Source organism: Haematospirillum sp. 15-248 (assembly GCF_012102665.1).
Classification (GTDB): domain Bacteria; phylum Pseudomonadota; class Alphaproteobacteria; order Rhodospirillales; family Rhodospirillaceae; genus Haematospirillum.
Genome location: NZ_JAAVTF010000002.1, coordinates 206,785 through 218,948 on the forward strand (window position 1 = coordinate 206,785; position 12,164 = coordinate 218,948).

9 protein-coding genes are annotated in these 12,164 nt (G+C 59.6%); 1 reads left to right on the top strand and 8 read right to left on the bottom strand.

Annotated elements, in window-relative coordinates:
- Positions 1 to 156 precede the first annotated feature (156 nt).
- Positions 157 to 435, top strand: coding sequence for a hypothetical protein (locus HEQ72_RS03935; RefSeq protein ID WP_168022624.1), 279 nt, complete (start codon positions 157 to 159; stop codon positions 433 to 435).
- A gap of 50 nt (positions 436 to 485) precedes the next feature.
- Here the strand turns inward: HEQ72_RS03935 and HEQ72_RS03940 are convergent, their stop codons facing one another.
- The 8 genes from HEQ72_RS03940 to ftsA all read right to left on the bottom strand — a co-directional run bounded on the left by HEQ72_RS03940 (position 486) and on the right by ftsA (position 12,127).
- The gene (locus tag HEQ72_RS03940; RefSeq protein ID WP_168019714.1) at positions 486 to 1,223 is read right to left on the bottom strand and encodes a DUF599 domain-containing protein; all 738 of its coding nucleotides are present in this window, start codon (positions 1,221 to 1,223) and stop codon (positions 486 to 488) included.
- A gap of 99 nt (positions 1,224 to 1,322) precedes the next feature.
- Positions 1,323 to 3,425 (bottom strand): NAD-dependent DNA ligase LigA, encoded by a 2,103-nt coding sequence (ligA, locus tag HEQ72_RS03945; protein WP_168022625.1) that lies wholly within the window; start codon positions 3,423 to 3,425, stop codon positions 1,323 to 1,325.
- A gap of 14 nt (positions 3,426 to 3,439) precedes the next feature.
- The gene (gene recN / locus HEQ72_RS03950) at positions 3,440 to 5,113 is read right to left on the bottom strand and encodes a DNA repair protein RecN (RefSeq protein WP_168019712.1); all 1,674 of its coding nucleotides are present in this window, start codon (positions 5,111 to 5,113) and stop codon (positions 3,440 to 3,442) included.
- Positions 5,114 to 5,160: 47 nt separating this feature from the next.
- Positions 5,161 to 6,015, bottom strand: a complete 855-nt coding sequence (locus tag HEQ72_RS03955) for an outer membrane protein assembly factor BamD (RefSeq protein ID WP_168019711.1) — start codon at positions 6,013 to 6,015, stop codon at positions 5,161 to 5,163.
- A gap of 122 nt (positions 6,016 to 6,137) precedes the next feature.
- The gene (locus tag HEQ72_RS03960) at positions 6,138 to 7,556 is read right to left on the bottom strand and encodes a S41 family peptidase (protein WP_168022626.1); all 1,419 of its coding nucleotides are present in this window, start codon (positions 7,554 to 7,556) and stop codon (positions 6,138 to 6,140) included.
- Positions 7,557 to 7,690: 134 nt separating this feature from the next.
- A complete protein-coding gene (lpxC, locus tag HEQ72_RS03965; RefSeq protein WP_245184114.1) occupies positions 7,691 to 8,707 on the bottom strand; it encodes a UDP-3-O-acyl-N-acetylglucosamine deacetylase in 1,017 nt (338 codons plus the stop codon).
- 352 nt (positions 8,708 to 9,059) lie between these two features.
- Positions 9,060 to 10,670: a cell division protein FtsZ gene (ftsZ, locus tag HEQ72_RS03970; RefSeq protein ID WP_168022627.1), complete on the bottom strand. Its 1,611-nt coding sequence runs from the start codon at positions 10,668 to 10,670 to the stop codon at positions 9,060 to 9,062.
- A gap of 179 nt (positions 10,671 to 10,849) precedes the next feature.
- Positions 10,850 to 12,127, bottom strand: coding sequence for a cell division protein FtsA (gene ftsA / locus HEQ72_RS03975; protein ID WP_168019707.1), 1,278 nt, complete (start codon positions 12,125 to 12,127; stop codon positions 10,850 to 10,852).
- Between the last annotated feature and the right edge of the window lie 37 nt (positions 12,128 to 12,164).

The window sequence follows — 12,164 nt, forward strand, 5'->3', positions numbered from 1 at the left end:
TTCCAGGAGAGGAGGTTCCTCCCTCGTGTTGCCCGGCAGGGTGGATTCGCCGTTCGGGGTAATCCGGTGCGGTAAGGGTATCCGGTAGCTCTGCGTGCGATGTTGTTTGCGTGCCGTGCCCAAGATCTGTGAAAGCCGGGGCTCTGAGCAGCATCCATGGGGTTTCTTGTATCTGTAGATACAATCAAGGGCTTTATGAATATTCCCGTCCGGAAAAAAGAGCCTATGGTTCCTACGGCTCCCTTGCGGCCCGGTGCGGGTCTCCCCACTATAGAGTCATCGTCATTCTTCAGGACGGGGGCAGGGCCTATGGCATCATTTATGGCAGTCTTTGGAGTTTCTCTGTGTATCGCTGTTTTGGCTGCTGCCGCCCTGCGCCACCGTGCTGTGGCCGAAGCAAAGGTGCGTGGCGGACACCGTTCTTCCCGTCATTGATGTACGCGTTCCGGGGCGGGAATATGGCCCACCCCGGGGCCGTGGTGTGATTACTGGCCGGGCCTTGTCGGAGGTGCCGGATCGATCGCGTTCAGGTGCGACAGGGATTGCAGGGCCAGGGAGTGAAACTCCCGACGGTACAGGGTTACGACAACCCCGGCTGTTACAGCCGTCAGAAGAAAAGGGTTGACCAGCCACCCCAACGCCCCCAGTGCGAAAAAGTAGGCTCGCAGGCCACGGTTGAAGTGATGCCCCGAGCGCGAGGACAGGACCGCAGCTGTTTCTGCAATACAGCGGGAGCGTTCACTGTCGGCATCCGCTGCCGGGCCCAGTGCGCCTACCGTAATGGAGCAGTAGTTGGCAAGCCGGAATGCCCAGCTGAACTTGAAAAATGCGTATACAAAAATGGCGAGAAGAAAGCAGATCTTGCTTTCCAGGGCATCGATGCTCCCATTTTCGGCAAACGGAAGGCGCCCGATGGCATGGGCCACGGTTTCCGTAACTCCCAGCATGGCCATCAAGCCCCCGATGACAAAGATTGTGGTGGAGGAGAAGAAACTGACGCCCTGCAGCAGGTTGCCCAGAATATTGGCATCAACAATGCGCAAATCCCGTCGCGTGGCTTCCCTGAACCAGGCCCGCCGCCTGCTGGCCATCAGGGTTGCAATCGATCGATGCCGTGCCGGGCTGATATCGGCAAAGATTGTATAACCTGTCCACAAGGCAAAGAAGCTGGCCAAGCCAAGCCAGTCGGCCAGAGTCATCCAGGGGAGGGGCGAGGCGTTCATCAGGGCATAATCCGCAAGCAGGGACAGGGAAAGCAGGTGAATTGTGGCAGGTTTCCGTTGCCCGGGCCAGAGAGCAGGGAAACGATCGTCTGTGTGGCATCAGGTCATGTTGGAAACAAGGTCAAAAAAGCTGTCCTCGTCCATGACGGTGACCCCCAGCGCCTCGGCCTGCTTCAGTTTTGATCCCGCACCCGGCCCGGCAACAACCAGATCGGTCTTTGCTGACACCGATCCTGCGACCTTTGCCCCCAGTGCCAAGGCCTTGGCCTTGGCTTCAGCCCGTCCCATCCGGGTCAGGGTTCCTGTGAACACAATGGTCTTGCCGGCAATCGCGGAGTGGGTTGTATCCGGTTCCTCGACAGGCAGAATGGTAATTTCAGCCTGCAGGGCCCGCAGCACATCGCGATTGTGGAGTTCCCGCGCAAAAGCCAGAAGTTCCTGCGCAACGGCTGGACCAATGGTTTCAATACCGGTCAGGGTGAGCCATGCCTCGCTGAGGCGGGCTTCCTCATCCGGTACGGGGATTGCGTCCAGGGTATCCAGCAGATTGCCCAAAGATCCGTAATGACGGGCCAGAAGGCGGGCGGTGGCCTGTCCAACCTGTGGGATGCCAAGGGCAAACAGGAAACGGTCCAGGGTAATGGTGCGGCGGGCATTGATGGAATCAAACAGTTTCTCGGCACTGGCCGGGCCCCAGCCGTTGCGGTTCTTCAGTTTGGACAGGCTTGCCTTGTCGCGTGCTTCCAGAGTGAAAATATCCTGCGGTGTGCGGATCAGGGCATCGATAAAGAATGCCTCGATGTGCTTCCCGCCCAGTCCCTCGATATCAAAGGCATTGCGGGAAACAAAGTGTTTCAGACGCTCGGTTGCCTGGGTCGGGCAGGTCAGGCCGCCCGTACAGCGCCAGGCGACGGCGCCATCTTCGCGGGTCGCGGTAGCCCCGCATTCCGGGCATGTATGGGGAAACGCAAATGGGGTGCTGTCTGCGTGGCGTTGCCCGGTTATAACCCCGAGGATCTGGGGAATCACGTCGCCAGCTCTCTGCAGGGTGACCAGATCGCCGACGCGTACATCCAGCCGGCGGATTTCGTCTTCGTTGTGCAGGGTCGCCCGGCTGACAACCACGCCGCCAACCGTGACAGGTTCCAGATGTGCAACCGGCGTCAGAACCCCGGTCCGTCCGACCTGTATTTCAATGGACCGCAGCCGCGTCTGCGCCTGTTCCGAAGGAAACTTGCGGGCAATGGCCCACCGGGGTGCACGGGCAACAAAGCCCAGCCGTTTCTGTAGTGCGACGTCGTTGACTTTCAGCACCAGTCCGTCGATGTCATAGGGAAGATCGGTCCGCCGTGCGTAGATATCGGCTGCGAAGCGTTCCACATCCTCCAGCGTTTGGCACAGGCGGTGTTCCGGATTGACAGGCAGCCCCCAGGCCTGCAGCTGGTCCAGCCAGCCCTTGTGGGTTTCCGGCGTGAAACCGTCAAGCTCTCCCCACGCATAGCAGAACAGGCGTAGCGGGCGCGATGCCGTGATCTTGGCATCCAGTTGACGCAGGGACCCGGCGGCGGCATTGCGGGGATTGGCAAAGACCTTGCCACCACGTGCGCTGTGTCGGCTGTTGAGGGTCGCAAAGTCATCACGGCGCATGTACACCTCGCCCCGGACTTCGAGAATGCGGGGTGGGGTGGACGTATTCAGCCGCGCCGGCAGGTCGGCAACGGTTGCAAGGTTGGCTGTGATGTCTTCTCCTTCCTGTCCGTCGCCGCGGGTTGCGGCACGAACGAAAACACCATCTTCGTAACGCGCAGAGAAACTCAGCCCGTCGATCTTGGGCTCGGCCAGGATATCCAGGACGGTGTCTTCAGGCAGGGACAGGAAGCGGCGGGCCCGGGCTACGAACTCGGCGGTTTCCTCTGCATCAAAAGCATTGTCGAGAGACAGCATGGGGACTTTGTGCCGCACCTTGCCGAAGCCGGTTGCAGCCGGAGCCCCGACCCGCAGCGACGGGCTGTCGGGACGGCGTAGATCGGGAAACTGTTCCTCCAAAGCCAGAAGACGCCGTTTCAGGGCGTCATAATCCGCATCACTGATAACCGGGGCGTCATCGCGGTGATACAGGGTGTCGTGTCGTTGCAGTTCGACCGACAGGGCTTCGATCTCCGCGACAGCTTCCTGTCGGGAAAGGGCAGCAATTTCTTTCATCCACACGGTCCGGATCAGATGGAATGCATCAGGCTGTCGGCGGCGGCACGTGCCTGCTCGGTCACGGTTTCGCCAGCCAACATGCGGGCAATTTCCTCGCGCCGTGCTGTTTCGTCAAGAGGTTCGACCCCGGTTGTTGTCTTTCCGCCCCGGACTGTCTTGACCACACGCCAGTGGTGGGTTCCCCGTGCGGCGACCTGGGGGGAATGGGTGACAACCAGAACCTGGACATCCGCGGCCAGCCGGGCCAGTCGTTCCCCTACAGCGGCTGCGGTGGCGCCACCGATACCGGTATCCACCTCGTCAAACACAAGCGTGGGGATGGTGGACGAACGGGCCAGAACAACCTTCAGGGCCAGCATGAAGCGCGACAGTTCCCCCCCGGAGGCAATGCGCCCGATCGGGCCAGGAGTTGCCCCTGGATTGGTCGCCACTTCAAAGGTGACAAGATCCGTTCCATCCGGTCCCCAGCGGTTTTCGGGCAGTTCCTCAACCCGCGTCACAAAGCGCGCACGATCCAGTTTCAGCGGGGGGAGTTCTGCTGCAACCTTCTTGTCCAGCTGTCCGGCGGCCTTGGTACGCACGTTCGACAGGGTTTGTGCGGCATGCTGGTACGCCTCGCGTGCACGCCGTTCTTCAGCCTCCCATTGCGCCACATCAGCCCCCCCGTCATCCAAGGCGCGTAACTTCTGATGCAGGGATTCCAGGACAGCAGGCAGGTCATCAACCCGGCAATGGTGCTTGCGTGCCAGGCTGCGCAGTGTGAACAGCCTGTCTTCCAGATATTCCAGCTGTCCGGGATCCAGATCCAGGGCGCTGCTGATCCGCTCAAGCGTGGCGTGGGCTTCCGTCGTTTCGAGAGCGGCCCGGTCCAGGCATTCGATAACGGGGTGAAAGACCTCCCCGGCCATGGGGGTCAGGCGTTCCAGTTGCCGTGAGACAGACCGCAAGAGGGCATCAACCCCGCTTCCACCCGCCGCAAGGGACCGCAAGGCTGTTTCCAGACCTTCAGCCAGTTTCTCGCGGTTCATCAACAACTGTCGTTGTTCGGCCAGGCTGTTTTCTTCATCGGCTTTGGGGGCAACAGCCGCCAGTTCCTCCGCGTGGTGGCGCAGGATGTCCTCTTCCCGTCGGGCGGCGTCCAGCCCTTCCTGTATCCGGCGGCGGTTGGTGCGGGCTGTGTTCCAGCTTTGCCATGCCTGCTGGCATATCTGGCGGGCCTGGCCTGTGCCCGCCCATTCATCAAGTGCACCCCGGTGGGTTGATGGATCCAGAAGGCCATGGGCATCGAATTGGCCGTGTATTTCCGTCAGAGCCCGCCCGAGCTGGCGCAACAGGCCGATGCTGGCGGACTGGTCATTGACAAAGGCCCGTGACCGACCATCCCGCGACACGGTGCGACGCAGGACCAGTTCCTCGCCGTCCGGGCTGTCCAGTCCCTGTTCACGGGCCAGCAGCAGGGCCGGGTGGGCAGCCGGAAGGTCGAACGCCGCCGTAACCGACAGCTGATCGCTTCCATTGCGGACCAACGCGCTGTCACCCCGTTCCCCCAGAGCCAGCCCCAGGCTGTCCAGTAGGATCGACTTGCCAGCCCCGGTTTCACCGGTCAGCACGCCAAGGCCAGCTCCGAACGTCAGGTCAAGACGTTCGATCAGAACAACGTCACGAATGGACAGCCGTACAAGCATGAGAGGATGCTATCCTTGTGTTCATACGGAGACAGAACCCGCCGTTCTCAGAAGATGTCGGTAATGCTGTCCCACCAGCCTTCACCGCCTTCGTCGAGGGCTGCGTTGTTGGCCTCGGGATTTGTCTCGCCACGCTCGACCAAGTCATAGGCGTCGTCATACCAGTCACTGCCCGGGTAGTTGTGCCCCAGCACAGCCGCTGTCTTTTTGGCTTCATCCTTCAGACCAAGGACCGTATAGGATTCGGTCAGGCGGTACAGGGCTTCCGGGGCATGGGATGTGCGATCATACTGGTTGATGACGACCAGAAAGCGGTTTATGGCGGCCAGGTATTTCTGATGCCGCAGATACCAGCGCCCGACCTCCATTTCCTTGCCGGCCAGGTGATCCAGGGTCAGATCCAGTTTCAGGCGGGCATCCCGGGCATAGGATGTGCCGGGAAAACGGTTGATGACGTCTTCCAGGGCAGAACGGGCCATATCGGTCATTTTCTGGTCACGACCGACATCGCTGATCTGCTCGTAATAGCACAGGGACTTCAGGTAATAGGCGTATGGCGTATCGACGTTGCCGGGATGCAGCTGGATGAAGCGGTCCAAGGCAATGATGGCATCATCGTACTTTGCGTCTTCGTAATAGGCATAGGCTGACATCAGCTGGGCTTTTGTAGCCCACGTCGAATACGGGTGCTGACGCTCCACCTCGTCAAAAGCCCGGGCGGCTTCAACGTAGTTGCGGTCGTTCAGTTCCTCGATCGCCTTGCCATAAAGCTCGCCGACCGGGCGTTCCACGTATTCCTGGTCCTTGTCTCCGGCGCAGGCGGCAAGCAGCGCGACCACAGAGATGGTGGCCATGTGGCGGAGAAGATAACGGAGTGTCTGCGGGTTGGGCAGCAGAAGCATGGTATAATCCGGTTCACCCTGTCTTGAAGGTCGGCAGACTATATCACGCAGGTCCGGCTGCGGGGCAAGAGATACTCTGTGCCATGACGAAGAAACACGACGTTCGCAACCAACCCGTTTGTTTAGCGGGGCAGGGCCGGGATTTGTGTTATCGCCAGGTTGATATCGGCTACCAAGTCATCAAGGAAGGTATCGGCGCTGCCCGGCGATGTTCTGACGGCAGGGGGAATGCCGGTCCTTTGATAGGCTGTGCCGTCGCTGGCCAGGAAGCGGGTTGCGCTGAGGGTGCCGCGCCAGTTGTTGGGAAGAACCCAGTCATGGGATTCGGCCAGCTCGCCACGTGTATTGTCCCCGACGAGGATAATCCCGGGAACATCATTCATGGCCAGAACAGCGGCTTCAGCGGCTCCTGCTGTCAGGTCGCTGATCAGGACTGCGACGGGCGCGGACCAGCTGCTGCGCAGGCTGGGTGTTACGTAAATTTCCTCTGCATCGGTCAGACCGGCCTGCGGACTTGCCGGGGCAACCAGAAACGCAACGCGCGTGGCATCTGTGAAGCGGCTGGCCAGTTCCAGTCCCGTCGCCAGGCCGCCGCCGGTGGAGAAGCGCAGGTCCAGGACCAGCCTTGGTGCTGTTTTCAGGTCATCAAGGGCTTCGCTCAAGGCGTTGATCAGGGCCTGCGTGTTTGTGACGGCCCCTGATTCCTCGGACAAACCTTCCAGGTCGAGAACCCCAAGCCAGGCCGATCCATCGTCCAGTTTTCCCCGGACAATGCGTCCCCGGGCACTGAATACGGCTTTCCCGCCCAGCATGGTGCGGTTCATATGGGCAATAAACGCCCCGCGCAAGGCTTCCAGACTGGTTGCATCGCTTGTATCGCCGGATGCACCCCCCGCTTGTTTCCACAGGCTCAGCATGGTGCCCGCCGATGCCGGGGCAGCCTCGCAGAGTGCTCCGTCAGGGCGGACCATGGTGCCCAGGTCGTCGCCGCTTTCAATCAAGGCTGTGCACAGGCGGGTAAAGAGTTCCGAGCCATGTATGCTGGCTGTGGGCAGGTTTTCCAGAATGGCTGCTGCCTGTTCTTTCAGGTTGGGGCTTTCCTCGGAACGGTTGGCGTTGGCCAAGAGCATCAGAAAGACCATGGTATTGAGATCAGGGGTCAGGGTTGTCCCCCGTGCTGGCTCCATCACCGATCGCTCCTTGATACGGCGCACGGTATCATCGTCAGCCAGCTGGTAACGTACGGGAACCAGATCACCCCCCTTGGTGATCATCAGTTCATCGGCGCCCTGCCGTGAAATAACGGAAGCATCGCGGCGCAAGTCATCAACCATGCCCCGCTTGCGGATCAGGGTCGTGGGGCCGGTCATCTGATAGATCGTGTAATAGGGTGCCTCCACCCACAGGACATCGGGCCGGTTGCTGGCTTTCCAGATCCCGTTCAGTGATACCGGAGCTGCGGCACGCACCTGTTGTTCTGTCCAGACCGGGACAAGAAGAAGTACGGCAAGGACGCACAGTACTGGAATAATCCTCGGCATGGTCTTTTCTGGTTTCCTTGGCTTTTGGCCTGCCTGGAATTCTGGAAGAACTTGACCGTGGGCGCCAGCACAAAAAAAACACGGTCCCAGAAGAGCCGTGTTTTTTTTCACAGGTAACAACCGTAAAGATGATATCAGGCCGAGGCGGCGAAGAGTGGGGCGCGGTTGGGCGTAAGGTCTTCTTCTGTCATGGTAATCTCTTCCCATGCTGAAGGATCCGCCAGAAGAGCTTTGACCAAGCCAGTGTTCAGTGCATGGCTGGACTTCAGGCCGCTGTAATGACCAAGCAAGGGCCGTCCGGCAAGAGCTAGGTCGCCTATGGCATCCAGGGCCTTGTGACGGGCGAACTCGTTGCCGTAACGCAGACCGCCGTCATTCAGGACATCGGCACCGTTGACCACAACGGCGTTGTCCAGGGACCCCCCCAGTGCAAGCCCCATATCACGCATTTTCGGCAGATCTTCGATCAGGCAGAACGTACGGGCGCGCGACAGGGCAGCCTTGAAAGACGTTTTGGTTACGTCCAGCGAACAGGACTGACGACCGATGGCAGCTGCAGGGAAATCAACAGTAAAGTCTATGCTGAAGCCTCGCCCTGGGTGCAGGGATGCTTCGGCCCCATGTGCGCTGACGTTTACGGGCTTGAGAACCCGTATGGCCCGGCGAGGGGCATCCTGCTCCACGATCCCGGCACATTCTGTCAGGAAGACAAAAGGTGCGGCGCTGCCATCCATGGCCGGTACTTCCGGGCCATTGATCTGGATTTCCACGTTGTCTACCTGCATGGCGACCAGTGCGGCCATCAGATGTTCAATCGTTGCCACGGTATTGCCTGTATTGTCACCGATAACTGTGCACAGGCGGGAATCCCGGACATGATCGCTGTTCGCAGGGATTATGGCCGCGCTGCCCGCGATATCCGTGCGGCGGAAAACAATGCCTGTGTCCGGGGCAGCAGGTGCCAGCGTTATGCGGGTCTTGATGCCGCTGTGCAGCCCGATACCTGTGCAGGATATGGTGCTTTTGAGTGTTCTCTGCCGCAACAAGGATGATGACGAGACGGTCCTTTGTCCTCCGGCACGACGGGACACCCGCTTGGTGTCAACCGCATGGGAGGCAACAGATGCATCAGCCAGACCATCAAACATCATTTGGTACAATCCAATCCACAGGGCACAATCTGAACAACACTACAAAACATACCCGGCCTATAGCGGCGGGCCATCAAACTTTTCAACCGGTAAAGGCTTAGCAACCCGGAGACAACAGAGCAAATCAATGATTGTTGCGAAATGTTTCATACTGGGCGATATGCCCTGATTGCAAGGGGCATATTATTCTTCTCAAGCGTGCAATCTGATACTCCATAACGCATTGTAAATATATGAAAAAAAAGGGGAGAGCCGAAGCTCTCCCTGTCAGGTTGGCACGTTTCTGCCACATCAGGCAAACGGTATCATGCACCGGACCTTTTGTGGGTGAAGCAATCCAGCACAAAAGCCACTAGTTGGCCTGGCGGCGCAGGAACGCCGGAATTTCCAGCTCATCCTCCTCGCGCCGGGTTACCGGCATAGCCTGCGCTGCTGCAGGGGCAACCGCCGCCGGGTGAGCCTCGACATGGGCTTCGGTCGGGGCCATTTCATCCCGGTGTGCCAAGCGGCTGAGCCGGGCAAACAGGTTGTTGCGTGGTGCGCTGGCCGGGGCTGTACGCTCTTCGGCATACAGAACGGGTTCCACTGCCGCAGCCGGAGCTACTGCCGTAGCTTGGGCATGAGCCGTAGCGCCGGAGGCATAGCCATGCTGCTGCGGCATCTGATAGGCCAAGGGGTCATGGCTTGCAGACTGCGCAGGAATAAAGCTGTCGGCCTCTCTTCTGGGTGGCATCTGGGCTGTTGCGCTGACAGAAACCTGTGCGGGCATGGCCTGATATGAAGGCTGTGCTGTTGTCTGCGTCGCCTGCACCGGGACCGGTATTGGTGATTGAGCCGCGGCAGGGTTGGCATGAGCCGGTGCAGCAAAGGCAGGTGGGGCATGAACAGTCGCAGGTTCCGGAACACGGGGAGGCTGTACAACCTGAACCGTCTGGGGCTGCGGTTGTTGCTGGACTGCCGGGCGCATCGGCGTGGTCTGGGGCAGGCAGGCGGCCTCGCTGTTGATGCCTGTCGCAACAACGGAGACGCGCATGGTGCCTTCCATGCTTGGGTCAAAGCACGAGCCGAAGATGATATGCGCTTCACCTTCCACTTCATCACGGATGCGGTTTGCTGCTTCATCGACCTCGAACAGGGTCACGTCCATGCCGGTTGTGATGTTGATCAGAACACCCCGTGCCCCCTTCATGCAGGTATCTTCCAGCAGGGGATTGGCAATGGCGGCCTCGGCGGCGTCCAGTGCGCGCCGTTCCCCTGTGGCTTCGCCGGTTCCCATCATGGCACGCCCCATGTCGCTCATGACGGTGCGTACGTCGGCAAAGTCAAGGTTGATCAGGCCGGGCAGGATCATCAGGTCGGTGATGGAGCGTACGCCTTGGTGAAGGACGTTGTCCGCCATCTTGAAGGCATCGGCAAAGGTGGTTTTTTCGTTGGCAACCCGGAACAGGTTCTGGTTCGGAATGATGATCAGGGTGTCAACGTACTGGGACAGATCTTCGATACCGCTTTCGGCAAGACGCATGCGGTTGGCGCCTTCGAACTGGAACGGCTTGGTTACGACACCAACGGTCAGAATGCCCATCTCGCGGGCTACCCTGGCAATGACGGGTGCAGCACCGGTTCCGGTTCCACCGCCCATACCGGCGGTGATGAACACCATGTTCGATCCCTGGATTTCTGCAGCGATTTGCTCGACTGTCTCTTCGGCGGCCGCCCGCCCGACTTCCGGACGTGCACCGGCCCCCAGTCCCTGGGTGGTGGTTGCCCCCAACTGAATGCGGCGGTTGGTCCGCGCCATGGTCAGGGCCTGTGCGTCCGTATTGGAAACGACAAAGTCAACACCTTGCAAATTGTCTGCAATCATGTTGTTGACCGCGTTACCACCAGCACCACCAACACCAACAACTGTGATGTGGGGTTTGAGCAGGGGCTCACCCTGTTGTGGAACAGTGAGGTTTATCATATCGTGGGCCTCCGGGCTTGATCGCTTCTGCTTCTGTTCAGTGCCTTTGACGAAAGTGCGGATGCGGTACTGATACCGTTCTTGATCCCGCTACATTATGTCAGGTTTCTGTTTTACGTATCTTGACATTCCTTGGTACATAATCCTGAGCCACGTTGGAAGAGGCCCGGCGCTTTTTCCTAAAGATTTTCTTTCAGCCATCCAAAGACACGACCAATCCCGCGACTGGGGCGCGCATTTCTTTCCACCAATCCGGCCATGTCGGCATCGGCGGGTGCGGTCCGGAATGCCTGGTCGCGTATGGCGTAACGCAGCAGTCCTGCGCAGGTAGAAAATGCGGGACCAAGAGCGTTCTCGGGGACCCCACGGATCCGTCGCGGCCGTCCAAGTCGCACCTGTTTGTCAAGCACCAGCTCGGCCATTTCACGCAGTCCCTGCAACTGGCTTGCGCCACCTGTCAGCACGACACGCCGGCCTGCGGCATGCAGCATTCCTGCCGTGGACAGCCGTGCGCGGACCAGCTCAAATGTTTCCTCGATACGGGGTCTGATGATACGGACAAGTTCGGAGCGCGGAATTTCCTGCGCACCTGCATCTTCGTCCTCGCCGACTTGCGGAACCTTCAGCAGTTCCCGCGCATCGGCCGGTGCGCTGTGAACTGTGCCCCAGACGGTTTTCAGGCGCTCTGCCATTCCGGCTGGTGTTGACAGGCCACGAGCGATGTCATTGGTGACATGATGCCCGCCAACCGGTACGACATCGGCAAAGACAGGGTGTCCATCCAGAAATACAGAGATGCTTGTTGTCCCGCCGCCCATGTCGATGACGGTTACGCCCATTTCTTTTTCGTCATCCACGGTGCAGGCCACAGCAGAGGCATGGGCACTTGCCGTGCGGCTTTCAATGCGCAGATGACAACGATCAATGACATTGGCCAGGTTACGCAGGGCACCGCCACCCGCAGCAACCATGTGAATGCGCACGCCCAGGCGATCGCCATACATGCCGCGTGGATCAACAATGCCGTCGGTCCCGTCAATGGTGTAACCCGTCGGGATGCAGTGGATCAGCTCCCGGTCGCCACCTTCGGCCAAAAGGAACTGGTGTCCCTGTTCCAGGATGCGGCGCACATCGTTGTCGCGGATGGCGTGACCGGCAACAGAGACCTCTGCATCCACGTTACGGCAGTGCAGGCCTCCGCCAGTGACATTGATGCAAACATCCCCAACGCGGACGCCGGCTGTTTGTTCAGCTGCATCAACCGCAGCGCGGACAGATTCTTCCAGCTGGGCCATATCCGCAACCTGTCCGTTGCGCATACCGCGTGACCGATGATGCCCCACGCCCAGTACCCGCAGGTCACCATTTTCATCCGCTGTTGCAACAAAGCAGGCAACTTTTGTCGTGCCCACGTCAAGAGCAGTAACAGGATCATTACGTTGGCGGTTTCTTGCCATTATATACTGTAGTCTCCGTGCACTCTGTTATGTATTT

Coding starts and splice junctions, on each gene's coding strand:
- ftsZ (WP_168022627.1), bottom strand. CDS start 10,670: ATGATAAACCTCACTGTTCCACAACAGGGTGAGCCCCTGCTCAAACCC.
- HEQ72_RS03955 (WP_168019711.1), bottom strand. CDS start 6,015: ATGCTTCTGCTGCCCAACCCGCAGACACTCCGTTATCTTCTCCGCCAC.
- recN (WP_168019712.1), bottom strand. CDS start 5,113: ATGCTTGTACGGCTGTCCATTCGTGACGTTGTTCTGATCGAACGTCTT.
- ligA (WP_168022625.1), bottom strand. CDS start 3,425: ATGAAAGAAATTGCTGCCCTTTCCCGACAGGAAGCTGTCGCGGAGATC.
- HEQ72_RS03960 (WP_168022626.1), bottom strand. CDS start 7,556: ATGCCGAGGATTATTCCAGTACTGTGCGTCCTTGCCGTACTTCTTCTT.
- lpxC (WP_245184114.1), bottom strand. CDS start 8,707: ATGATGTTTGATGGTCTGGCTGATGCATCTGTTGCCTCCCATGCGGTT.
- ftsA (WP_168019707.1), bottom strand. CDS start 12,127: ATGGCAAGAAACCGCCAACGTAATGATCCTGTTACTGCTCTTGACGTG.
- HEQ72_RS03935 (WP_168022624.1), top strand. CDS start 157: ATGGGGTTTCTTGTATCTGTAGATACAATCAAGGGCTTTATGAATATT.
- HEQ72_RS03940 (WP_168019714.1), bottom strand. CDS start 1,223: ATGAACGCCTCGCCCCTCCCCTGGATGACTCTGGCCGACTGGCTTGGC.